General features: G+C 48.4%; 15 protein-coding genes. 7 read left to right on the top strand and 8 right to left on the bottom strand.

The window, feature by feature from the left end; translation table 11 throughout:
• Positions 1 to 264: 264 nt before the first annotated feature.
• The gene (locus NK638_RS01450) at positions 265 to 1347 is read left to right on the top strand and encodes an aminoglycoside phosphotransferase family protein (RefSeq protein WP_274631645.1); all 1083 of its coding nucleotides are present in this window, start codon (positions 265 to 267) and stop codon (positions 1345 to 1347) included.
• Positions 1348 to 1449: 102 nt separating this feature from the next.
• The gene (gene murU, locus NK638_RS01455) at positions 1450 to 2193 is read left to right on the top strand and encodes an N-acetylmuramate alpha-1-phosphate uridylyltransferase MurU (RefSeq protein ID WP_274631646.1); all 744 of its coding nucleotides are present in this window, start codon (positions 1450 to 1452) and stop codon (positions 2191 to 2193) included.
• A 116-nt stretch (positions 2194 to 2309) separates the two neighbouring features.
• Here murU and NK638_RS12485 read toward each other — a convergent pair whose 3' ends face one another.
• From NK638_RS12485 to NK638_RS01485, 7 genes are all read right to left on the bottom strand, one after another.
• Complete coding sequence (locus NK638_RS12485) at positions 2310 to 2426, bottom strand: DUF2474 domain-containing protein (RefSeq protein WP_372046312.1); 117 nt, start codon at positions 2424 to 2426, stop codon at positions 2310 to 2312.
• Between the two features lie 280 nt (positions 2427 to 2706).
• Positions 2707 to 3723 (bottom strand): cytochrome d ubiquinol oxidase subunit II, encoded by a 1017-nt coding sequence (gene cydB, locus NK638_RS01460; RefSeq protein ID WP_274631647.1) that lies wholly within the window; start codon positions 3721 to 3723, stop codon positions 2707 to 2709.
• Positions 3723 to 5219 (bottom strand): cytochrome ubiquinol oxidase subunit I, encoded by a 1497-nt coding sequence (locus tag NK638_RS01465; RefSeq protein ID WP_446739793.1) that lies wholly within the window; start codon positions 5217 to 5219, stop codon positions 3723 to 3725. Before NK638_RS01465 ends, cydB begins: the two co-directional genes overlap by 1 nt.
• Positions 5220 to 5728: 509 nt before the next feature.
• On the bottom strand, positions 5729 to 8194 hold the full coding sequence (locus NK638_RS01470) for an esterase/lipase family protein (RefSeq protein WP_274631648.1): 2466 nt from the start codon (positions 8192 to 8194) through the stop codon (positions 5729 to 5731).
• Between the two features lie 178 nt (positions 8195 to 8372).
• On the bottom strand, positions 8373 to 9545 hold the full coding sequence (locus NK638_RS01475; RefSeq protein ID WP_274631649.1) for a hypothetical protein: 1173 nt from the start codon (positions 9543 to 9545) through the stop codon (positions 8373 to 8375).
• A gap of 230 nt (positions 9546 to 9775) precedes the next feature.
• Positions 9776 to 10420, bottom strand: coding sequence for a 2-polyprenyl-3-methyl-6-methoxy-1,4-benzoquinone monooxygenase (gene coq7 / locus NK638_RS01480; RefSeq protein WP_192993828.1), 645 nt, complete (start codon positions 10418 to 10420; stop codon positions 9776 to 9778).
• Between the two features lie 115 nt (positions 10421 to 10535).
• Positions 10536 to 11867 carry an MFS transporter gene (locus NK638_RS01485; RefSeq protein WP_274631650.1) on the bottom strand — a complete coding sequence of 444 codons (1332 nt, stop codon included), beginning with the start codon at positions 11865 to 11867 and terminating at the stop codon, positions 10536 to 10538.
• Between the two features lie 331 nt (positions 11868 to 12198).
• On the opposite strand from NK638_RS01485, the gene NK638_RS01490 reads away from it, so the two are divergent.
• Both NK638_RS01490 and NK638_RS01495 read left to right on the top strand, forming a co-directional pair.
• Entirely contained in the window at positions 12199 to 15816 is a 3618-nt protein-coding gene (locus NK638_RS01490; protein ID WP_274631651.1) for a BamA/TamA family outer membrane protein, read from the top strand.
• A 67-nt stretch (positions 15817 to 15883) separates the two neighbouring features.
• On the top strand, positions 15884 to 20878 hold the full coding sequence (locus NK638_RS01495) for a translocation/assembly module TamB domain-containing protein (protein ID WP_274631652.1): 4995 nt from the start codon (positions 15884 to 15886) through the stop codon (positions 20876 to 20878).
• 193 nt (positions 20879 to 21071) lie between these two features.
• On the opposite strand, the gene hemP is transcribed toward NK638_RS01495, so the two are convergent.
• The gene (gene hemP / locus NK638_RS01500) at positions 21072 to 21230 is read right to left on the bottom strand and encodes a hemin uptake protein HemP (RefSeq protein ID WP_227672156.1); all 159 of its coding nucleotides are present in this window, start codon (positions 21228 to 21230) and stop codon (positions 21072 to 21074) included.
• Between the two features lie 323 nt (positions 21231 to 21553).
• Between hemP and NK638_RS01505 the strand changes: the two genes are divergently transcribed.
• The 3 genes from NK638_RS01505 to NK638_RS01515 all read left to right on the top strand — a co-directional run bounded on the left by NK638_RS01505 (position 21554) and on the right by NK638_RS01515 (position 26101).
• Positions 21554 to 22705: an NUDIX domain-containing protein gene (locus tag NK638_RS01505; RefSeq protein ID WP_274631653.1), complete on the top strand. Its 1152-nt coding sequence runs from the start codon at positions 21554 to 21556 to the stop codon at positions 22703 to 22705.
• 525 nt (positions 22706 to 23230) lie between these two features.
• Positions 23231 to 24463 carry a lipocalin family protein gene (locus tag NK638_RS01510; protein WP_274631654.1) on the top strand — a complete coding sequence of 411 codons (1233 nt, stop codon included), beginning with the start codon at positions 23231 to 23233 and terminating at the stop codon, positions 24461 to 24463.
• Between the two features lie 192 nt (positions 24464 to 24655).
• On the top strand, positions 24656 to 26101 hold the full coding sequence (locus NK638_RS01515) for a glyceraldehyde-3-phosphate dehydrogenase (protein ID WP_274631655.1): 1446 nt from the start codon (positions 24656 to 24658) through the stop codon (positions 26099 to 26101).
• Positions 26102 to 26293 lie beyond the last annotated feature (192 nt).

The following is a 26293-nucleotide window of genomic DNA, read 5'->3' on the forward strand; positions in this document are numbered from 1 at the left end:
TACATATAATGACGACTAATCATAGTCAAAAAAAACCAAATCAGCTACACTATTTACCAAAAATTATAAGATGAGCACAGGCTGCTGCATTTATGCTCAGTAATAGCCATCGCGCCACACACGCGCTTATCTACCGATAAAAGCGATGATGACCAAGATAGGCGTCACTATTTTAGCAAGGTTTTGCCAGACTTATCACTACTTTAGTTGTTGATCACCGACATTTACTTTTTTATACCTGATAATACGATTTTAGAGAGCCCTATGACCCAGCCGCTACCCAACAGCCGCCAGCAGCAATTGCACGACTGGCTACAAACAGTCTTTACAGAGCAGACCTTTGATTTACAGAGTCTGCCAGGAGATGCCAGCGCGCGTCAGTATCATCGCCTGCAGCTGACAACAGAGCCTCAATCGCAAGCGGCACGTTATATTGTCATGGATTCGGCTGATGAGCAAGACGCTATGCGTCAGTTTATCAATGTCGCCAAATTGATGGCACCTGTGATCAATGTACCAACGCTGATCGCGCAGGATGTGGCAAAAGGCTTTTTGGTGTTACAAGACTTTGGTACGGTAGAGTTTGCTCATTTGCTGGTTAAAGCCACACCCGAGCAAGTCGATCGCCAGTATCAGCTGGCCATGCAGACGTTGGTCGCATTACAAACACTCTCTGTTGAACAAGCAAAATCTGAGCATCAGCTGCCTGATTATGACAGTGCACTGCTAGACCGAGAGATGGATTTGTTTAGTGAATGGTTTATGCCATATATCGGCGTGGCAGTTGATCCAAAGCTGTGGCGGGCCCTAAAAGCGGTATTGATACAAGAGATTTTGCAGCAGCCAGCAGTCGTCGTCCATCGCGATTATCACAGCCGTAACTTGATGCAAGATCAAGCCGATCACTCACGCTTGGGGGTGATTGATTTTCAAGATGCGGTGATTGGCGCTTATACTTATGATTTGGTATCGCTGCTGCGAGATGCTTATGTGGAGTGGTCTGAGCCGCAGATATCTGCATGGACACGTGATTTTTGGCAATTACAAAAGCAAGCAGGTGTGAGCACAGCTGCCGATATCGCGCAGTTTGAAAACGATATGAATGTCATGGGTGTCCAGCGCCATCTAAAGGTGCTGGGAATCTTTGTCCGCCTATCGCAGCGCGATGGCAAAGACCGCTATTTGGCCGATATTCCGAAAGTGATGCGCGATTTTATGGTTGAGCTAGAATGGTTGGAGGCGCATGGCAGCCTGCAGATGCAGCAAGCGGTGGCACCTTTTAATGACTATCTAAGAGAGCACATATTGCCAGCGTATCAGCGTCAGTTTGTGCAGCAATATATTTAGGCCATTTTTAGCCCATTTAGATAATTATCGAGTGAATTGAAGGCACACCCTAGGCAGTATTTAGCAGTATTAAAAAAGCAATAACAAAAACACGGAGCGCACATGTCTGAGACCAACCAAGCAACGATTACCCAAGCAATGATTTTGGCAGCTGGCAAGGGTACGCGTCTGCGGCCGCTGACTCTTGAGACACCAAAACCACTCGTTGAAGTCGGTGGACAGCCTTTGATCGTCTGGCATATCAAGGCACTACGAGCGGCTGGTATTACCGACATCACCATCAACGCCTCATGGCTTGCCGATACCCTGATAGAGAGGTTGGGTGACGGGGCACAATATGGCGTGACCCTGCATTGGTCGGTCGAAAGCGATGAGCCACTGGAGACGGCAGGAGGGATATTTCAGGCGCTGCAGGCAGCCAAACTACGAGATGAGCCGTTTATTTTAGTCAACTCGGATGTGTGGACGACTTACGATTTTTCGCAATTGATTGATTATAAGCTGGGGGCGGACCAGCGCGCGCATCTATTGCTGATTGATAATCCAGAGCATAATAGTGGCGGAGATTTCGCCATTAACAATGGTCTTGCCAGCGAGCAGCCGATTGATAATGCGGACAAATATACCTTTGCTGGTATCAGCGTGATGTCGCCAAGACTGGTCGATGGGTTGGCCTCAGGTCAGCCAGCGGCACTGGCACCGCTGCTCAAGCAGGCGATGATGAAGTTTCAAATCACCGCCGAGGTGATAGCAGATAACTGGATAGACGTTGGCACACCTGAACGTCTGACGCAAGTCAATGAGTTTATCGATGATAAAGGAGCCGCCAGTCATCAAGGCGCTTAGCGCTCACTGTTTATAGGACAATAAAAAAGCAGCGACCATTTGTGGCGCTGCTTTTTCGTTTGCTAAGGCACGATAAGCCATAAAGGGTGGGTTACCCAACGCTAGGCAACTATGAGCTAGACACCCATAGCCAGCTTAATCAATTGGGCAATGGTAAAAATCACCAAAAAACCCGCGATATATAGACCAATAAACCATGCCCATTGTGATTGCTTTTTACTGAGCTTTTTCATATTCGTCTCCTACCTTTTTATAGATACGCCATACGAGCGGGCGTAGTGACCGCCACCTTTTGCAGTGGCCTGTCACTTTTTAGCTGTCATTTTTCTGGTGCTACTTGTTTCTCATACTACTTGTTTCTCATACTACTTGTTTCTCATACTTGCTACTTGTTTCTCATACTACTTGTTTCTCATACTACTTGTTTCTCATACTACTTGTTTCTCATGCTACTTGTTTCTCATGCTACTTGTTTCTCATGCTACTTGTGCTGACTTAGCACATATACTACGCCTAGTACATATGCTCATGATCTGTCTTGCCCTTAAAAGTATAGTAGGCAAAAGCGGTATAACTTAAGATAATCGGTAGCATGATAGCGGCCCCAATCAGCATAAAGGATAGCGAGGTGTCCGCTGCTGCTGCTTCATAAATCGTCATTTCATACGGGACGATATAAGGGAAAACGGCAAAACAGACCCCGATATAACCCATCAAAAATAACGCCACCGTCAAGAGAAATGGGCGGTATTCACGCTCCGTCTTTAAATCTTTACGCATCAAAAAGAACAATAGAAGCGCGATAATCGGCATGGGTGCCAAATATAGCAAGCCTGGGAAGCTAAACCAGCCCTCAAGCGCCTTGATATCAGAAAAATACATAAAGCCTGTGACGACGACCATTGCGATGATCAGTGCCAATAGCATCCAGCCTGAAACCTTGCGTGCCCATACTTGTAAAGTGTGCTCGGTTTTGATAATGAGCCACGTAGAGCCAAGTAGCGCATAGCCGATAATCATGGCAATACCGCAAATGATAGAAAAAGGTGTGAACCAATCAAAAGGCCCGCCTGTATAGAGACGATTGCTTGCCTCAATCCCTTGTATCAACGCGCCCAACATCAGCCCTTGGCAAAAAGTCGCCACCACGGAGCCGATGAAGAAAAAACTGTCCCATACGTGACGACGTGAAGAGGCTTTAAAACGAAACTCAAACGCCACGCCGCGCATGATCAGGCCAAACAGCATAAAGATGACCGGCAGATACAAGCCTGTCATGATAATGCCATAAGCGACTGGGAAGGCTGCGAATAAACCGCCACCGCCCAGTACCAGCCACGTCTCGTTGCCATCCCAAAAAGGCGCGATAGAGTTCATCATGCGGCTACGGTTTTTGTCTGAGCCTGCAAAAGGAAATAAAATCCCGCAGCCCAAATCAAAACCATCAAGCAACACATAAATAAAGACAGATAAGGCAATCAAGCCGCCCCAGATCAAAGGTAAGTCTAATACATCACCGTAGTTAAACATTAGCGTAACCCTCCATCATCGACATCATCAGCAGGTGTATCGATATTTTCTTTTGTACTTTGATCAGGACTGCTATCACCGCTTAGTGTCCGTCCCTGACTTTCTGTGACTGAGTGCTCATAGAAGTTGTCCTCAGCGGGATCTTCAAACGGTTTTGGCCCCTGCGCGATCAGTCGCAAGATATAAAAACTCCCTGCGCCAAAGACAAACACATAAAGCACAATAAAACCAATCAGTGTCGTGGCGACTTGCTGAGCGGCGAGGGGTGACATACTCTCAGCTGTACGTATCACGCCATATACCGTCCATGGCTGACGTCCTGTTTCGGTGACAAACCAACCAGCCAGCAGTGCGATAAAACCAAGCGGCGTCATCATCATCCAAGCACGGTGAAACCAGACACTTTGGGGGTCATACTGTTGTTTTTTAAAGTATTTATACAGACTAAATAAGCCGGCCAACACCATCAGCGTGCCAATACCGACCATAATACGAAATGCCCAAAATACAATAGCCACAGGGGGCTGATCTTCAGGTGCCCAGTTTTTGAGACCCTTAACCTCACCATCAAACGAATGGGTGAGAATCAAGCCTGAAACATAAGGGATGGCTACCTCGTACTTATTGGTTTGGTTTTCTTGATCAGGCAACGCAAACAAGCGCAGAGCCGCGCCGCGCTCATCTTCCCAGATGCCTTCCATAGCAGCGACTTTGGCTGGCTGATGCTCTAAGGTGTTAAGACCGTGCTCATCACCAATCAACACCTGTGCTGGCGCGACAAATATCGCCATAATCATCGCCATACCTAACATGACACGGCCATGCTGACGGTGCTCTTTGTGCTTTTTAGATTGCAGGTAGTAAGCACCGATGCCGCCAACGACAAAGGCGGTGGTCAAAAACGCCGCCGTCATCATATGGGCATAACGGTAAGGAAAGGAGGGGTTAAAGATAATCTCAAACCAGTTGGTAGGATATAAGATGCCATCCGCGCCCAGCATAAAGCCCTGCGGCGTCTGCATAAAGCTGTTGGCAGACAAAATCCAAAATCCTGAAATTAGCGTACCGATGGCAACGATGGCTGTCGAAGCAAAGTGCATCCGCTTACTCACGCGGCCCCAGCCAAACAGCATAATCCCCAAAAAGGACGCCTCTAAGAAAAACGCGGTCAATACCTCATAGGCAAGTAGGGGACCTAAAACGTTACCAGCCTTGTCCGAAAACACCGCCCAGTTGGTACCGAACTGGTAGGACATCACCACGCCCGAGACCACCCCCATACCAAAGACCACGGCAAATATTTTGACCCAATGCTTATAGACTTCAGCATAAATAGGCTCGCCGGTCTTTAACCAACGGAACTCAAGCACCGTAAGCCAGCTGGCCAGACCAATAGAAAAGGCGGGGAAAACAATATGAAATGAGATAACAAAAGCGAATTGGATACGCGCCAGCATCAGCGCATCGAGCTGGTCAATCATAAACGTAGCGAACATAAACGGTTACCCTTATCTGTTAGCTGAATAGCGCAGGCTTCCCTCAAACGCTCAAATAACAGTCTGCATACTGTCTTTATTTATATATAGGCAATAGGCAGATTGTGTTTCAGTATGGATTAGCGCGCGACCTAAATGATACATGGTGGCTAAGCTAACGACTGTTTAGCTGAATTAAGTAATTTACATCCTTATAAATTAATACATGACTGTTATGTGCTTTCAATATATTATGCGCCTCCCTCGGTACACACGCAAGCGATGCAGCACCCTGATGGCCTACCTAGTAGTCACGAGTATTTGTGCTAAAAAAACAGACAATTTCTTTAAAATAACAGTAAAAACAATTAGTTGTTATAAAGTTTCTCACTACTATCAGGGCGGCTATTATGCCTGTCTATCATCGAGTGAGGTACAAATCTGCAACATGTTATCAGTTTGTAGCGCTTCTACATTTCCTTACAATCAGCACAATCAGCTGCTCATTATCTGCGGCAACGGCTTGAGTGTTATTCTTGTAATTGCTTATGCAAGATCCGCCGTAGCGTCAAGATGGTCTGGGGGTTGCTCTGAATACTATGACCCCCATTTATAATGGTCTCAGAAGCTGCACCGTCTAAGTGCGCACTGGTATAAGGTACGATGCCGTCTGATAGACGTTCAGTCAACGCTTGACTGATGTTTTTATCGACGGTGACTGCGGCCACCAGCGGCTGTGTTGATGCTTTATCGTTAGCAGCGTCGGCGGTACTGTCTTTCTCGTCTTTTATGGCTTGTGACAAGTCGATTTTGGCATTGCCTGGCTGCATCTGTGCCAGCCCTTTGGTGATATCTGAATCGTTATTAGCGATAATGGAGTGATAGGTAATACGATCGTTAATAGAGATATCTTTGGTTAGTTGGATAAATGAGGATTTGTCACTCAATTGGCTGGCACCGTTTTGTAGGTATAAAGCGCCAAGTGGGTTTTGTGCCAAGTCGCCTTGGGTGGCAATGGTCGCCAGATTGTCTGTGACCGTCTTGACCAGCCCAACGGGCAGATACACAATGCGGCGTAGCGCACGGGTAAACCAGCGGTCTGCATAATCGGTGCCGCGAAACGGTGCTGATAAAAACACCGCTGTATCCACTTGCGGTAAGGTTGTGAGCTCAAAGCGCTCTTTGAGCTCGGTCTCACCAAATGAGGCTTTAAGAGCATCGCGAATTTGCCGCTTTTCGCTATTAGAGAGCAGGTTTTGATCGTCTAAGCTGTCTAAATCGTCGACCAGATTGTCGTCTGATAGCATCATACGGGCGATGACAGCGCCCATGCTGTGGCTGATAATCACGCTATTTTTACTGGCGCGGTTCTGTCCTTGTGGGTCGGTTTGGGCATAAGTGCTATTGATCAGGCGCTGAATTTGATAGCGGTTTTCTAAAATCGGTAGATTGGTGGGATAAAATATCTGCCAGACTTGATAGTTATCACGCAGCTTATCATCGTTTAAGATATCGTTGGTCAAATTGACCCACGTTGCAGGACTAGAGGCGAGGCCGTGCAGCATAATCAGCACGCGCTTATCAGGGTCATAGGGCTCGAGCATAAACAGCTTGGGCAGTCGGGCTTCAGGCTGGCGAGTGATGAGATTAAGATAACCGACACCATCCAGCTGGTTTTCTGCCAACCAAAGACCATAGCCTGCTGAAAAATTGGCTGCGATGGGGTGGTTATCACCCAAGATATTGACATGCTCTGTTTGATACGGGTTATAAAGATGGATATCGAGCGTGCGGCTGCTCAGCGTGTCTAAAACGCTATTGCCGCTGGGCTTGATAAGACCGGTCAATAACAAATGGCCTGTAGGATAGATACGCGAGCTTGGGTCGCTCTCATTCTCATTGACGCTGTCGCTGTTTTGCTCAGAGGACAAGCGCCCCGCCAACGACGACGCCAATAGTTGCCGAATCGTTGTGGTATAACGATCATCTAACGATGCCACTAGGCTGATGCCCAGCCCCGGACGTTTGCTGATAGAGTTTAGGCCAGAGAGGCGCAGCTCGTAAGTGGAGACTAGGTCAGCAAGTGCTGAGGCTTGCTTGTGCGCATTTTGTAAGTAGCTGGTTTCGTTTGGCAGATAGACGCCAAGCTGATAGTCATCGACGGCTATTTTCATCACTTTGATTTGGTCAGTGGGTTTGCCTGTGAGCGGTGATAAATTGGCGATGGCTGCTTGCTCGCTGCTATCACGCTTGCCTGAGGTGATGGGGAGGTATTCTATCTGTGCCTCGCCCATCAGTTTGTCCGTGCCATCAGCGGACTTGTACAGCTGAGTGATGATATCGTTGCTGGCCGCGTTATATATGTCTTGGGTCTGAATATCCGTATCATTGGGAATACGGTTTTGTTGCTGCGACTGTCCGCTGGCCTTATCCGCTCCCTCAAAATCGTGTACGAGCGCGTCATAAAATAAATAGGTGTAGCTCGATTTTACTGCATCAAATAGCCGCTCTTGATAATCATTGAGACAGCGACTGGTGTTTTGTTGCTGGGCTTTGGCGTCTTCTACACTTAGCGGCGCATTGGCATAGTAGGGATCAAGCGGCGGACGAGACAAGGCGTCGCGGCAAGCTTGCGAGCGTGCCAACTGACGGGCTTTGGCATAGTGTAGCTCGGCAAAAATCGCTAAAGCAGGGCGGTAGTGTTTATTTAGTATGCTATCGGTCAGCTGCGTCAAGCACAGATCAAACTGCTGAATACAGGCTTGCTCGTTTAGCCCTGCAGATAGCAGCGCTGAGGCGGTGTCACTACTCAGTTTTTTGTCAGTGACGATATTGCCGCGCTGGTCGGTGATGGTCTTTGCGGAGGTTTGTTTGTTGACAGAAACCGTGCTGCAGGCAGGCAGTAGCGCTACTGCGGCAAGCAAGACTGCTAGGGTCGTCGACCGCATTTTTTGGTTGGTGTGCATCATCGGTTTGATAAGGCTAAGCGGTGTCATAAGTCAATCCCAAAAACGAGTGTCAAAAAGGCGAACGAGTGCCGGCAGGCGTGCAGATAAGTGTAGCGTAACTTTTGTGATTAGACTATTTATTATCCAACAAAAAACGCCTTCATTTTTAGTGAGAAAATGAAGGCGCTATAGGGGCTATCGGTCAAACAGGCTGATGTACAGCAGATTAGACGCTTGGTTTGACATTGATGTCAGGGGCAGGAATATCCCAGATATAAAACTTACCTTCTTCGATAAGTTTGATTTGCTGAGGAATAATGTCGTTGTCGGGGTTCTGACTTTCGAGGCGACGCAGACGCTCCAAGGCTTTGTCACGGCGATCGCTAAGAAGGTCTGATTGTGCCAAGCTTTGCTCTGCTTCGGTGTAGCCCAACGAGACGGCACGGTCTAAGTACTTTTGACCTTCTTTAAACCCGCCACCTTCTGAGAGCATCATGCCATACAAGAAGTTGGCTTCGCCGCTGTCTGGCTGAATTTTGATGGCGCGATCTACATACTGCCCACCGCGGATGGTATAGTCCGAGCCTAAGTCTAGGTTGCGGCCCATGCCATTGAGCTTCGCTGCTCGAATCAGTACATCATAAGACGCGTTTGGCTCTTTGGCGTAAGGCTCAATCCACTCTGCCAACACCTTGATTTTTTCGCGGGTGTAGTGACGCTGTGAGCGGTTGGGGAAGTTGGGTGGGTAATGACGAGCGTTGGGTGAGACATCTTTGATAAAGTCATCGAGTAGGCTGACATCAAGCTTGTCATTATTATCGCCCGTCTGCTGCGGAATCAGTACCGTTGGTACAAAGCTGACATCAGACAGTTGTGCTTGCGGCGTGGGGATGTTGGTCAGCTGACCACTACGAAGGTCGATGCCAGTGGCATTCATCGGACCTGGATCGTAGACACGTGTGGTACCAGTGAATTCAGGCGTCGCTGGTGGCCTGACGTCTTGTGGCTGCAACGTACTCATCGGCGGGCGGTTTTGTACGGTGGGTGGCTGCGGGGCGGTGACGGTTTGCGGCGCGGTAGCTTGAGGGGCTGGTGCATTGTTTGTGCTAGCCGCGTCGGTGACGGTTTGCGGCGCGGTAGCTTGAGGGGCTGGTGCATTGTTTGTGCTAGCCGCGTTATCCGCCTTTGGCTGAGCCAGACGAATGACACGTTTGCTTGAGTCGATGGCGCTCGGTACAGAGGCGGCGTTAGTGGCATCAGTCGCGCTGCTCGCAGCTTGTGCTTCGGCTGCATGAGCAGGCGCAGAGAGCATCATGGCGCAAGCGGCAGCAACGGCTGTCAAAGTTGCCAGCGCTGGCGCCTTGGGAGATACGCTGGTCGATAATGTAGTGGTTTTCATAAAAATAAATACCTTATTAGTAAGTCAATATTAGTAAGTTAGTGTTTATTAGTATTCATAGGTCGGTTGTTGTATGATTTTATAATGTAGCTGCTGAGCAGTATTTACTCATCTGAAGATACCAGATACCAGATACCTGGGACATCTCAGGGCAAAAGCGTACAAATTTTTTATACCCTAGCAAATTAAACTGAGCGCTATCAGTAGTAGGATTGTTAATACGATAGCTTTTATAAGTGGTAAGCGGTGGCCTTCATACGGTTGGCCATCCAGCGCATCGTCTGGCGTACAGCAGGTGACAGCGCCGCACCCCCATTTTCGAGCGCCAGCTCACGGTGATGCAGCTCTTCGATATCCATTTGTGCCAATATCTCTTTTGAGCGCTGGTCTTGCTCTGGTAGCTGGGTGATATGATCTTGTAAATGCTCGCTGACTTGCGCTTCTGTCTCGGCGACAAACCCCAAGCTAAACTCATTGGAGATAGCACCTGCCACTGCACCCAGACCAAAAGACATGCCGTACCACAGCGGCGTAAAAATACTGGCATGGCTACCCAGCTCGTCTAGCCGAGTCTCACACCATACCAGATGGTCGACTTCTTCTTCGGCAGACTGCTGCATGGCTTGTTTGACACCGTCGTCTTTTGCGCTAAAGGCTTGACCGTGATACAGGCCTTGCGCGCATACTTCGCCTGTGTGATTGATGCGCATCAGCCCTGCGACATGACGTGCCTCGGTGATGCTCAGCTCAGGAATCTCATCACTACTCACCGGTAAGGGGCGCGTGCTAGGATTTGAATGTGGGACGACAGCTCGTAACGCCTTATCGACCCCAACTAACAACTGGTCGACTTTGGATAAAGGACGCGGGGCCATAATTCACTCCTCATGACTTATAATCAAAAACAACAAACATTACTATAGCAAACAATCCAAAATATCAGCACCACTATTTATTATGCACGTGCCTACATATCGTCTGCGAAATGTATTATAAAACGCTCGCATCATGGGTTTGGATGACCGCCGCTTTGATATGTTTATGCAGCTTGATATACAAAAACACGCCAAAGACGATATTTAGCAGGCCTGTCACCAAAAACAACTGCGGTAGCGTCAAACCCAAGGTGTTTAAAATAACAATCGAAAAAATCGCTGAGGTGACCATAAATATCGCATTAAAGATATTATTGGCACCCACGATACGAGCACGATGGCTTTTTGGCGCATATGCCTGCATCGACGCATACAGTGGCACGATGTATAAGCCGCCACTAAACCCCAAAAAGAATAAGTCGGCAAAGACGCGCCACGTGCCACTCATCCCAACCAACTCACCAATACCCAGCAGTGTGCCATCAGCGACAGCCATATTTAGGCTAGATAAGGACCAATATAAATCGACAGCAAAAATACTCAAACCTGCGATACCAAACGGCAGTAGCCGCAAGCTGACTTGGTTTTTGGTCAGTGATTTACATAGTAGCGAACCGATCGATACGCCAACTGAAAACAGCGTTAATAAAAAAATCACCACCGACTCATCGCCGTGCAAGATGATCTTGCTAAACTCTGGCGTCTGCGTCAAAAACGTCGCGCCATAAAACCAAAACCAGCTGTTGCCAAGAACGACAAAAAACAAAAACGGCAAGGAGTATAGATAGCGTACTGTACTCAAACTGGTGGTAAAGATATTCCAGTTGATTGTCAGCGCCGGCTGCATTGCAGGCATCAGCGGGATAAAGCGTGCGGCCAAATAGCCGAGCATAGCCACCAACAGCACCGTCGCACTGATCCAATAAAGCGATGCGGAGAGCTGCGTCAATACCCCAGCGACGATCATCCCCAGTAAAATCGCCAGTGAAGTGCCCATCTGAAACAAGCCATTAGCGCCGACCAGCTCATTTTCTTTCATCGCTTGTGGCAGATAAGCGTACTTGATCGGCCCAAAAAACGTCGAATGCGTGCCCATCAAAAACAGCGCCACAAACAGCAAACCATACCATTCAAAGACAAAACCCACGGCTGCCACCGCCATAATCACCAGCTCAAGCAATTTAATAAACTGCGTCAGCTTGGATTTTTCAAACTTATCAGCGATTTGGCCTGCCAATGCTGAAAATAAAAAATAGGGCAAAATAAACAGCATGGCGGCCAAGTTGTTTAAGATACTGACTTCCATACCCAGCTGGCTTGCCGCCGTATACGTCAGTACCAATATCAGCGCTTGCTTAAAAATATTGTCATTAAAGGCGCCCAAAAACTGCGTAAAAAACATGGCGCTAAAACGGCGATGCTTAAATAATTGAAACTGATTTGCCATGAAAATTCCTACCGATGGGTCGCGGTTGCTGAGTAAAAAACCGTCAAATAAAACAGTCGGATGATTTTGATTGTTATTAATATCAATAGCTTATAAAAATATAGCATAGGGTTTGTAGCTGTTAAGCCGTATAATAGCAAGGCTTTGCCAAAAATACATGCGTACAACGCTATGATTTCATAATTATCTAAGTTATGATTTGTAAATTTATATGGCTATATTGACAAATATAGTGATAATTCAGACCACTGCGATAAGTTTATTCACCGGTAATGCTAAACAATGGCCATCGTTGTTGATACGGTACCGCGTGAGCTGATAGGAACCAATCATGAAGCACCAGCCATCAACTCTAACGCACAACGTATCGCTGACGCCGCAGGATACCTATACTCATAGCGTGAGTAGTCATAGCGCGAGTGCCAGTACGGCTATCTGTTCTGATAACAGCGCTCGACCTCACGCCGTGTGCGCGCACTTTACACGCTCAGCATTATTTACCGCGCTGACGACCAGCTTGGTGGGTTTTGGGGTAGCGCCTACGGTATGGGCTGATGCGCCGCCTACGGTCATGGTCAAAGCTCCTGCCACTCAGTCTGCTAACAGTCGTGCAAGCGCTAGCTCAGCGCCGCGTGAGCCGTTAGAGGACGGCTCGCAAGTAGATGCTGCACTAGACGCGCTACGCCTAAAAAAAGCGGTGGAGCAAGGTATTGTCGATCAATCTGTGCTCGATGAGTATAGTGAGCAAAGTCTAGGTCTCAAAAAATCAAACGTTAAAAAATCAAACACTGAAACGTCAAATGCTGTAAATAATAACTCTTCAATTAACGACCCCTCAAACCGATCGAATAACCAGACGAATAACACAAATGGCGCTGACCGTCATCAAATAAATCAGGCCAGCATGATAGATGGTGTCGACAACGATGCGCTGAATAACAACTCAATTAACGACAATTCACCTAACGACAATGCCCTAAATAATGATGCGCTGGCTAGTGATATGTCTAATACAGGCGCGAACGACAATCTGTTGCAGCAGGCCGCTGAGGTACAGCAGCAGGGTTATCAGATGATGACGCCTGAGCAGATAGAGCGTGAGCTGGCAGCTATTAATCGTCAAAACAGTGCCATGCTAGAGAGTAATAGCACGGTGACTGGCAATAGCAATGTCAGCCCCCTTGACGGTGTTGGCCGCTATGACAGAGACTTTGACGCTCCGATTGCCAGTTTGGACGATACCACTCCGCCTGTGGGTTTGGATATGGCGCTGGATGCCACCAATTTGCCAACCCCAAGTAACTTGGAGACGCTGGGTAAAAATGAGAAAGATGAGCGCGCGGCAACACAAGCGCAGACAGACGAAGTGATGTCGCGTCCGATCGATGTTAGTGATTCGGTCAGCAGTGGCCGCACTAATGAAGCGACTGATAGCGAGATTGTGGCCAATACCAGCGCCGCTAATGGAGAAAGTGCCGCAGCACAAGACATCAATCCTGATGACTATTTGCCAGATTATCAAACCGATACGCAGGCGGTCAGCCAAAGTATCGAGCAAGCTGATGAAAAAAGACCGCTAGCCCGTAACAATGGTAATATCATCAAGCGGCTTTATAATCGCCTGTTTAATGGGGGAATGAGGGCGTTGCCGCATGTCGACACCACTGTCTATCTACAGCAGGCAGCAGATACAGGCGATGGCAAACCAAAGCTCAAAAAAGCCGATGACGATACCCAACCGATAAAAAACATCAAAGCGGCGCTGGATGATACGACAGTTCAGTCGGTCGTTGACTTTACCGCAGCTTTGCCTCGCCTGCGTCAGACGGCATTAGATGCGGCAAAAGCGGTGGGGTATTATGATGTGACTTTGCGCTTGCGTCAGCCTAACAGCGATAGGATTGATGTCATCATCGAAAATCTGGGAGAGCCGGTGCGTGTGGACAGCCGCATCGTCGAGATTCGCGGTGAGGGCGGTGAGCAGCCGGAGTTTGCTGCGCTCGAAACGGACTTGCCACCACAAGAGGGCGATATCTTTAACCACCGCGTCTACAAAAACAGCAAAGCGGCTTTGGAGTCGTTGAGTAACACTTATGGTTATTTTGATGAGTATTGGCTAAACAAATCGGTTGATATCATCTTGCCAGACAACACCGCCGACGTCGCTTTGGTTTATAACACAGGCGATCGTTACGAGTTTGATGACGTGGTGTTTTTTACTTATGATGAAGCGACCAACACCCTGACACGAGACCCTGACAAGCTGCCTGTTGAGATGTCATTGTTACAGCAGCTCATCGGCTTTGAGCCGGGCGACAAGTTTTATCGGCCAGCGGTGACCAAATTTAGTAACGATTTGTCGGCGACCCGTTATTTTAACACCGTCAACGTAGAGTCCATTTTGCCACCTGATGAGAGTAGTGAGGCGAGCACGTTGGCTTTTGACAATGCGCCTACTGCCAATAGCGATGAGGTGTTGGACAACGATGTCAATGACAATGATGTCAATAATGGTGCGATCAACAATACCGCTACGGCAGCCAGCACAGTCAGTAATGACGGGCGTATGAGTGCAGGAAACGGCGGTGTCGCAAGCGAAAGCTCGGCCAGTAATAGCGGTGCGACGGTCGACCCTGCCGATATCGCGACCATCGAGTTTGAGGCAGACGAAGCCACGCTGGATAAGCTACAAGCCATCAAACAAAAAGCTGAGCGTTTAAGCCGCTTGCCAAACGATCGCGTACTCGATGAAAAAGACCAAGAGGCGGACAGCATCTTGGGTAAAATCAGTGACTCCATCAGTAATGTGGCACAAAAGATATTTCCAGATGAAAAAAACTTACTGGCCGACGAAAACTTTGTACCGCCCACGCTGGCAGGACGTAAAACCCCGCAAGACGTGGCTGAAAGCAAAAAAGTACCGCTGTATGTTTTTGTGTCCTCCAACAAGCCGCGTGATGCGCAAGTCGGTCTAGGTTATGGGACAGACACAGGTGTCAGGGCCACTGCCAAAATAGATTATAATTTGCTCAATCGTCAAGGCTATCAAGCGGGCGCAGAGACTGAGGTTTCGAGAATCACGAAAAATGTCGCTGTCTATGGCAGCAGGCCTTGGAAACATCCGCTCAATGATAAGTTAGATGGGCGTCTGACCTATGAAGAAGAGGTTATTGATCAAGGCGAAGGTAACTTTGATTTGTCCACCAAAACGCTAAAAGCGGCCATTGCCCGTAACATCCGCCGCGACAGTGGCTGGAACCGCAGCTACTCTATGCGTTATCGCTTAGATGAGCTAGAGACGGGCGTAGATGAGACAGAGCTTGATGATCTGCCCATTCGCTTTACGTCTTCTAAACCCAAACAGCGAGCATTACTGTTTGGCTATGGCATGAACAAAACCGACGTGGACAGTACGACCAACCCGACTCGCGGTATCCGCCAGTATTACTCGCTCGAAGCTGGGACTGATAAAGCGCTGAGCGACACCGATTTGGCCGTCGTTCGCGCTGGTGTCAGTGGTATTTATAGCTTTGGTGACGATAAAAAACATCAGGTATTAGGCAGTCTCAATACAGGCTATATTTGGGCAGATGATTTTTATGATGTGCCTTATAAGCTGCGTTTTTTTGCAGGCGGCGACCAAAGCATTCGCGGCTACGACTATGAGAGTTTATCCCCGCTAGATAAGGGCTACTTGACAGGCGGGCAGGTGCTGGCAGTCGGTAGCGCTGAGTATAACTATGAGTTTAGACCAGGGTTTCGCGGTGCTTTCTTTACGGACGTGGGTAATGCCTACGACAAAGACTTTGAGACAGATACCAAGGTCGGCGTCGGTGTCGGTATCCGCTGGGCTTCCCCCGTCGGTGTGGTACGGGTGGATGTCGCCGCGGGTGTGACAGAGGAGAGTATTCCGGTTAGACTGCACTTCTTTATTGGTTCGCCCTTATAGCTTTATTGTCATTTTTCGTATTTATCGTGCCATTGCTGGTCATCATTTTTTAACGTAGTTGAGTGTCATGCTGACAAAAAACACCCCGCCCAATAACGCACCAGATGAAGACCCAGCACAGCGCGATGCTCGTGCTGTCAGGCGTTGGTATCCGCTGTCTTTTTTGCTCAAACTGCTGGTGCTCATCACCATCGTCTTGGCGATTATGTTGGTGGCGTTTTTTTATGCTGCAGGTACCGAGTCGGGCACGAAGTTTATTTTAGAAAAAATCAGCGCTGAGACAGGCATTGATTTCAAATATGGCCGTGGCAATCTGCGCGATGGTATTTGGGTCAGCGATATCGATATCAACGCGACTGACGACCTTGAGATTTTGGTCGATAAGGCGTATGTCAAAATAGGCTGGCGTGCGGTGTTTGCCAAAGAAGTGCATCTGCGCGATGCAGACATTCATACCATTGAGATCATCAACAACCAGCCGCCAACGGGCGAGCCATTTGATTATAAAACCCTGCAACTACCAGTGAACCTGCGTTTTGATCAGGCCAAAATAAAAAACATCATTTATAAACAAGTGACCAAAGAACCTATCGTGGTGCATGATATCGCCGCCCGTGATTTGACGTGGGTTGGTACGCAGGTCGCTTTGGGTCGCGGCGACTTGCAGTATGCTGATATCGTCAACGTCAGCGCATTGCAAGGTGAGATTGAGTTGCAGGGTGATTACCCGCTAGATTTGAGCGCTATCGTAGAGGTCAGCGCGCTAGAAAAAGCCTATATCGATCCGCTCAATGTCACGGCCACAGGTACGCTAAAACGCACCGTTGGTAAAGTGCGTAGCCGCTATAACGACAGCGACGTCAGCGGTAGTTTTGTCGCTCAGGGCTTAGATGACGGCTCGCCGTTTCAGGCAAAGCTGCAATGGGATGATATTTTGATTCCGTATGCTGAGAGCCAAAACATCCGCCTACAAAGCGGTACGGCGACAGCCACAGGGGTCATCTCCGAAATACGTCTGCGCATCAATACCGAGCTGACTGCCAAAGATATCCCATCAGGACATTATCAAGGCCGCGGTATCATTGCCAATAGTCAGCTGCGCGTCGATCGCTTAGATGCTCAAGTACCCGCGGGTAATCTTGTATTACAAGGCATCTTGGACTGGCAAGACAGCTTTGATGCCAAAGTGCGCGCCACTGGCAGTAACTTTGATATTCGCCGTGCCATTCCAGATGACTACGCCGACTTTAAAGCATATGCACCGCAAAAACTAAATGGCAGACTGTCAGTCCATTATCAGCAGCAAGACAGTAATGGTAATCTACAGATAGATGCTGATTTGCGCCAGCGTGATGGCGAGCATGTCAACGCCAATATCGCGCGTGGTAAAGTATCGGCCAAATCCACACAAGCCGCGCCTTGGTATATCGATGCCAATTGGCAAAACCTCATCCGCCGTGATGTACCAAGCATCGGCAATATCGACAGCCCACGTGGGCAAGCAGACGTCATCATTCGCGGCTCGCGTCTGTCGGTCGATGCCAATGCCACCATCAATGAGCTAAACGCTACCCCTAAAGGCAATTATGATGTACGCGTGCGTAAAACTGGCGACGTCATTGATATCAATCGCCTCAACTACAATGGTGTGGTGGGCGACTTGTCTGGCACCGGCCAGATCCAATTGGCGCGCAAAAACCGTCCGCTGACATGGCAGATAGATGCACGTACCAATGGCTTGCTACCAAAAGCGTATCGTAGCGACTTGCCGCTAGAGCGCCTGACTGGCAGTATCAGCGCGCGCGGTCGTTTGCTCAATATCAATAAGGGCGGCGCGCGCGGCCAGCGTCATATCGTCACCCTAAACAATACTGACTTACAAGCAGCGCTCGATACCACACAAGACGGCCGTCGTATTGGACTGGCAGGCACAGGCGATGCCAGTGTCGATATCGTCGGAGGTGAGCTGTCGGTGTTTGACGCTCGTTTTGCTGGTCAAGTCGATACCACTGATGTACCAAAAGGTCGCCTCTCAATTGACGCAGCGGGCACGCCAAAACTCATCAGTATTCGAAACGTAACCTATAACGGTGAAGCAGGGGCGGTCAATGCCAAGGGTGTCATCGACCTGCGCAACCATATCGGCTGGACAGTAGATGGTCGTTTTGACAAGTTTAATGTGGGGTATTTTTTACCCAATAATGCAGCGATTGTCACAGGCGACTTGACCACCAGCGGTGCGTGGCAAACGGCTGCCAAAAACAACCCCAACGCCTCAGGAAAGCTGCAGAGCTTTGCCATAAACTTCGATGGTGTGTTAGACGCCGAGCAGCTGCCAGCGGGTCAGCTGACGATAGATGCCAGCGGCGATGCTCAGTTGATTCGTATCAAGCGTCTGCGTCATATAGGCGCTGCGGGTAGTATCGATGCGACAGGTACGGTTGATGTACGTCAAGGCATCGCGTGGGATATCAAGGCGGTCATGGATCGTTTTAATATCGGATACTTCCTAAAAGATACGCCAAGCCTCATCACTGGTACGATCGATACGGATGGCCGCTGGGGTGACAATCAGCAAACCGTCAATATCAGACAGGTAGATCTAAGTGGTCGACTAAAAGGCCAGCCGCTTAGTGCCAAAGGCAGCTTGACGGCGAAAATGCGGTTGCCAAAAGATCTAGCAAGCTACTTTAAGCGCTTACAAACGCAGGATGCGCAAGCGCAATATAAACAAGTCAATGCGCTAATCGATAGCTTAAATGCCGATAATTTGGTGCTACGCTGGGGCGACAACTACGTCACTGCTGATGGCAACGCCCAGCAGCTACAAACCAAAATCAATATCACAAGCCTTGATCAGCTATCAGACAAACTTGCGGGTAAAGTCACAGGCGGCGCAACCTTATCGCAGCCAGCAGGACAGGCACTGCCCACCATTTATATCGATTTGGTCGGTGAGCGCATCGCGCTGCCAGGATTTATCCTGCGTCAAGGTGGCGTGCGCGGCAAGCTTGTCAATTTAGCAAACAGTCCAAGCCAGCTTATCGTGACAGCAGAAGGTCTGGATGCAGCAGGGCAAAGCTTTAAAAGTGTCAAAGCGTCCTTTAATGGTACCGAGCAGGCCCATGTAGTCGATCTGGATGTGGCTAATGAGCAGCTCGATATTGGTGCCAGACTCAAAGGCGGCTTTAATCGTGACAAGCTTGTCTGGTCAGGGGTCATCGGTAAAGGGCGTATAAAGTCTAAATACGCTACCCTAAACCAGCTGCAGCCTGCTCAGCTGATTGTCAACTTGCCTCATGAGCAAAACGGCAGTCGCAACGACTTTAAAGTACAGCTGGCCGCACACTGCTGGCAAGCGTCTGACCAAAGTGGCAAGCTGTGCCTACGCGACAACTTAATTGCCTCACCAGACAAAGGCGAAGTCAATATTGCCTTACAAAACCTTGATACCACGCTGTTTTCAGTATTTTTGCCCAAAGATATTGAATGGCATGGCAAGATAAATGGTAAGGCCATCGTCGGCTGGCAGCGTGGTCGTCCACCGACCATCAATACCACGCTATACTCGGACAATGGCAAAATCGGCTTGATTCAAGATGGTGATAGTGCGCCAGTGACATTACCGTACAAACGCGTGTCCCTGATTGCGTTGTCGGTGCCTGAAGGTATCAAGCTACGCACAGATATCAATACAGGGCGCGGCGCCCGTGGCTATGCTGAGGTGATTGTAGACCCCTATAAGACACCCAAGCCAATCTCTGGCGCGCTGGTACTCAATGAGCTGAATTTAGCGATATTTAAGCCGTTTTTCCCCGGCATGCGAGTATTGGAGGGCAATGTCACGATGGCAGGTGGTCTGGGCGGTACATTGGATAAACCGCAGTTTTATGGCGATGTCAAACTGGCAGATGGCCGTATTGCCATGCTTGATTTGCCCGTCAATCTGACCAATGTCAATACTGAGGCTAAAATCCGCGGTACACAGGCAACCATCGATGGTACCTTTAATAGTGGTTCGGGCACAGGTACTTTGACAGGCACGGTGAATTGGCAGCAAAAACTGCAAGCCAAGCTCAGTGTCGTGGGTGAGCGCTTGGTCATCACCCAGCCGCCTTTGCTCGTCGCTGAGATCAACCCTGACATCGATATCATCGTGCGTCCAGGCGATCGTTATGTCGATATCAAAGGGGCTGTGAGCGTGCCGTCAGCGACCATCCGTCCGCCAGAGGCCAGCGAAGATATCATCACTCAGACAGAAGATGCCGTCGTTCTTGACCGCCGCTTGATTGGCAATATCGATGAGGTATTAGCAGTCTCCAAGCCTTGGTCGATCAATGCCGATATCGGTGTCGACTTGGGTGACGATATCAACTTCCGTGGCTTTGGTGCGGTCATTCCTTTGGCTGGGGCGATTAATATCAATCAAACTGGCACTGGTATCATGCGCGCAAAAGGGGTAGTGCAGGTGTCACGTCGCACCAATATCAACGCTTTTGGTCAAAGTCTGGAGCTAAATTATGGGCAAGTACGCTTTAATGGCGATGTGATGAAGCCCAACCTTAGTATCGAGGCGGTCAAAACCATCAGTGGTAAGACGGTGGGCTTACGGGTTAAGGGTAATACAGAAAACCCAAATATCATCGTCTTTAATAATGCAGGACTCACCCAGCAGCAAGCGATGAATGCTCTGGTCACCGGTCGAATCAATAACAAGAGCGCCACCCAAATCAGTGAGCAAGGCTTTAAGTCGCAGGTCACCAACAACTTGGCGGCGGCCGGCTTGAGCTTTGGCCTTAGCGGCACGCGCAGCTTGACCAACCAGATAGGTCAGGTGTTTGGTTTGCAAAGTCTGACCGTAGATGCCTCAGGCAGTAGTGAAGACACCAACGTCAATGTCACAGGTTATGTGACACCGGATCTGTATATTCGCTATGGCGTGGGGGTGTTTAATGCCCAAAACAGCTTGTCTATTCGTTATCAGCTGACACGGCGCATCTACGTCGAGGCTACCTCAGCTGCAGAAAACGCGGTGGATGTGGTGTATAGTTGGCAGTTCTAAAAGGGATATGGTTAGTTGAACATAAAACAGTTATAGATTGAGCGTCGCGGCTGGTATACATTTTCCTTATTTGGCTGCAATCTATCTTACTGCTATCCCTGTTTGTAAAACAGGGGCACGCTGCAATAAAAAACGCCTTTGATACAAGGCGTTTTTTATTATCGGGGATGTCTGATAACAGACAGATATCAATTTATTTGGTCAAAATCAAACGGTTATTACGAGTTAGGCGTAGGCGATACTCTTCGCCTTCATGTTCGATACGGACTTCTTTGGTTAAGGCAAATAGGTGCTGCGACTGCAAAGTAGGCAGACGATTTTCGCGACAGTTTAAGTAACGAGAGATGACCATGCTCATAATAAATTCCTTTTGATAAAGTGATGAAACAGTAAGTGGCAATAGAACTACTACCTTTAACGATAATAATTATCATTTAGATTTAATAATTTTGCAAGCCAATTGATAAAATAAAATGCAATTATTATGTAAACTTATATAAATCCCTTGCTATCAACCACTTTTTTGTGCTCACTGAATATCAAAAACCAGCCGTTTGCTAAAATCAGCGCACCGCTAAAGGCAGTCAGAGCGCAGTTAATATTTCGTCATTAATATCATCCATCACTACTATCATTACTATTTCCAAGTAGCTATTAATGCCCTCAAGGACCCTCATGACCCACACAAACCATCCTTCGCTCATTACCAACACTGCCCACAGGCCTGTCAGCACCAAAGCCAATGCTAGCGCCAACGTTGTCAATGTTGCCGTGGCTGTCATTTATTATAAAAACTGCTATCTCCTTGGGTTTCGTCATGCCGCGCAGCATCAGGGCAGTCTTTATGAGTTTGTCGGTGGCAAGATCGAAGCACAGGAGGGTGCCGAGCGGGCGTTAATACGAGAAGTCGCCGAAGAGACAGGCATCAACGTCGATAATAACTTAATAGTCAAGCTTGGCCGTATCCATCACGACTATGGTGATAAGCAGGTCAGCTTGCAGGTATATCAAGTTGAGCTGACAGCAGGGCAATACGAGCAGCATAAACTGGCTGAGTATGGTCTAGAGGGGCAGGCGCTCAAGTGGGTGGATAAGCGAGCGTTACTGGCAGGTGAGTACCCATTGCCAGCGGCCAATCGTACGATTTTACAGTGGCTGCAGCTGCCACCTGCTATCGCCATCACTTATCCCTTAGCACATTTTGGCGGCCACACCGATCCAGCGGCAGCATGGCTGGCCTACCACCAGCAGCACCTTTTGCCCAGTGCGTGGGTGTATGTGCGGCTCAAAGACGCAAGTGTGTCACGCGCTGACCGCACAATTGCCCAGCTCATGCAGAGGCGACCAGATATTCAGGCTATTTTGCCATTGACTAATGATGGCTCTAGTAGCGCTGAGATCAGGGAGGCGCCCACCTCTCAGGCGCTAATGGCACACCAGCCCATCAGCGCATACCATCTGACTCACACGGAGCTGCTGCGCTGGCAACATAGCCAATATGGTCAGACGGCAGCTGCCGACTCAATACCCGCAGGGCAACCACTTATCGTCAGCTGTCATGATGCCGAGAGCATCGCCGCCGCCAATCAGCTGGCACGCATGCGCATCCAGCAGCAACTGCCGCCCGTCATCGGTATTTTTGTATCGCCCGTCCTGTCTACCCAAACCCATCCTGATACTGCGCCACTTGGCTGGCAGGCATGGTCTGCACTGACCAAACTGGCTGACATGCCCGTCATTGGTTTGGGTGGATTATCGCCGTCAATGATCGATAAGGCCAAGCAATACGGCGGCGTCAGTGTGGCGGGTATTCGTCAGTTTTTATAGGCCCAAAACCGCAAAAACACAACAAATATTAAGTCGGCTAAGACACTGATTTTTTAGCATATTTATCTGCTTGGTAAACATGTATTTATATTGCATCATAAACACATATCTACTTACAAACCGTTGCGTTTCCCTACATTGCGACACTGTTTTTGTGGGGTGGCTGGTCTTAATATATACCGTCTAACAAAGTCAATTAAATACCGATTAAAACGCCCCTAAGCAGCTGACTATTTATCGCTTATCCAAACGATACCTTATTATAAAAATAGTATGGCAGACACAGCATTTAGTAAATAGCGTTTAGTAAAAAAGCGCGCTGATACTTACTGATATTCTTATGTGTTTATACCAGTCCCACGTTGACATATAGTGTATCTGCTTTATTTAGAATCGACGATAGCGCCATTATAGGCTTAGGTTAAGACGTAAGACCATGACTACACCCATTAGGTGTTATCTACAATGTATAAAATTGACAATGTATCAAGCATATTTAACAGACATAATAAATACGGTATATCTATGAAAACCAATAAGTTACCTAAATCAGCTTGGTCTGATTCACAGGAAGCTGGTTCTCAATCTCAGCAGAGCAGTTCATTTAGCGACTGCTATTTACACAGTGAATTGACCAAAAGCAGCGCACAGCAAACAGACAATGTCAGTCATGCTGCCAGCAATGATGCCAGCTATCGTGATGATCTGGTAGATGAGATAGCGAGCAGCAGGTATTCGCAGCCAGCGCCCACTCAGGTGTCTTTACAAGACAATTATTTTGGTTATAAAAAGGTGAACAAAAAACCTGCCAAAATAGAAGACTCTGCCATGATAGATGACATCCAAGCAACCTCGCTGCCAAAAGATAAGCACACAACGTCAAAGTGCCTGACGGGTCATGGACAAACGCCTGCGGACAATACTGTGCAGCAAGACGCTATTAATACCTACGACAAGTCTAAGAAAGTAGGCGCGTCATCAAAGCCTAACTCATCAATAGCTGATGGACAGACATCCTACGTCTCTACGTCTTATACAGACTCATACAGCGAAATACCGGAGCGCGTATTTATGAATGGATTGATCAAGCACACAGGCATAGCATTAGCGATTATCATACCTCTGGCGGCGTTTTCTGCTTATGCTGCATCGCCTGAGACAACCACAGCGGCAAAATCAAGCACAGTGGCAAAGACCAGCAGCGCTGAAATGACAGAGACATTAGCTGTGCAGCCAAGTGATATCATCCATAAATCTGCGACCACGCCGACCACAGTTGATAGTGTGGATCTAAACAAATACGCGGGGACGTGGTATGAGATAGGTCGTTTGCCGATGTATTTTCAGCGTAACTGTGCAGGCGATGTGACGGCCAACTATACGCAAAAAACGGATGGCTCGGGCGTTATCGTCACCAACAAGTGCTTGGATAGTGACGGCGCAGAGATTGTTGCTGACGGTTTGGCCAAGCCTGCCGATGCCACTGGTAGTAAACTCAAGGTTACGTTTTTGCCATCGTGGATACGCTGGCTGCCAGTGGGCCGTGCCGACTATTGGGTGCTGGCACGTGATGGCGATTATAAAACTGCCTTGGTAGGGACGCCTGACAAAGACTATCTTTGGTTGCTGGCACGCTCACCAGATATCGCTCAAGAAACGTACGCCAAATATCGTCAAATTGCCCAGCAACAAGGCTACGATTTAAAAGAATTTAAGCTGACACCGCAGTCCAAACAAACGGTCAACTTGGTCCCATAATCCTGTTCGCGTGGTTAATGACTGGCAAAATAGGGCGTTTTAGGCTAAAATCTAGGCGCTCTACATACTCTAACGCAAATAACCAAAATCGAGAGTCTTGATGACTCCATAAGTGTCAACGCTTAGAGCCTATACTGCCCATCTATTTATTTTTCTTCACACTTTACTGATCATACATTACTGACCATAAGGATGTTTCTCGTGAGCAACGCTGATACCTTACGCCAATTACATCAAGACCACTTGAGCAACTACAACACCCAAGAACAACAAGCCATTGAGCTAATGGGGCTGCTAAATAAGCTTTATAATGAGCAAGACGTACAAGTGACTTTGTTCGGCGAAACGCTAGATACCAGCTCAGTGGGTCAAATATTGGCACTGCATCAAAAAGTAGCATTGCGTGAGCAAGGCGCAAAGACCATCCAGGTCGCTGACACCTTGGCCATGGTAAAAACTTTGGCAGAAAATGAAGGCATTCAAGCCGCTCGTATCGATGTCGGCCAGCTAATCGCCTCTGATACTGACGTACAGGCTGCCCTGCAAGCCGTCAATCACGAGCAAGGGGCGATGAACAGCGCCACTGATGTGGTACTATACGGTTTTGGCCGTATCGGTCGTATTTTGACTCGCCTATTGTTATCGCAAGCATCTAGTGCCAAAGGCTTGCAGCTAAAAGCCATCGTCGTACGTCCTGCAAAAGCAGGCGATCTGGCCAAGCGTGCGTCGTTGTTAGAGCGCGACTCTATCCATGGTAGTTTTGCTGGCGGCGTGACGGTTGATGAAGACAACAACGGCCTGATCATCAATGGTCGCTTTGTACAAGTGATTTATGCCAATGACCCAAGCACCATCGATTATACCGCTTATGGCATCGCTGATGCATTGGTGATCGACAACACAGGTATCTGGAAAGACGAAGATGGCCTTGGTAAGCACTTACAATCTACTGGTGTCAAAAAAGTACTCCTAACCGCACCAGCAGGCGGTGATATCAAAAACGTCGTGTATGGTGTCAACAATGACACAGTCGGCGATGATACTATCGTTAGTGCAGCCAGCTGTACCACCAACGCTATTACCCCAACGCTAAAAGTACTAAACGATGAGTACGGTATCGAAAATGGTCACGTCGAGACCATTCACTCATTTACCAATGATCAAAACCTAATTGATAATTATCACAAATCAGACCGCCGTGGCCGTAGTGCCGTATTGAACATGGTCATCACCAGCACAGGCGCTGCAAAAGCAGTCGGTAAAGCATTACCGGAGCTCAGTGGTAAGCTAACTGGCAACGCCATCCGCGTTCCGACCCCCAACGTGAGTCTTGCGATTTTGAACTTAAATCTAAAAACCGCGCCAGAGAGTGCTGATGCGTTAAATGCGTTTATGCGCAAAATCGCCAACAGTCACACTTGGCAGTCGCAAATCGCTTATACAGACTCGACTGAAGCGGTATCGACCGACTTTGTTGGGACCACTCATGTCGGTATCGTCGATGCGCAAGCAACTATTTTGACTGATAATCATGCCATCGTATATATCTGGTATGACAACGAAGTAGGCTATAGTACTCAGGTCTTGCGTTTGGCTACCCAGATGGCTGGCATTAGCTATACGCAAATTCCTGCATAAAACGTAAGCTAAGCGCTGCAAACTCAAATATAATATAAAGCACCCGATAGTCCGATTGGTTATCGGGTGTTATTGTCATCATGAAGGCTAAGTACCAAATGCTAAGTGCTAAGCGCTCACTACTCAGTGCTAAGCACCAACAATGGGACTTTGGCAGTCGTTATGACAATACCCCCTAGCAAAAACCTAAAA

The organism is Psychrobacter sp. A3, from assembly GCF_028823565.1.
Taxonomy (GTDB): domain Bacteria; phylum Pseudomonadota; class Gammaproteobacteria; order Pseudomonadales; family Moraxellaceae; genus Psychrobacter; species Psychrobacter celer.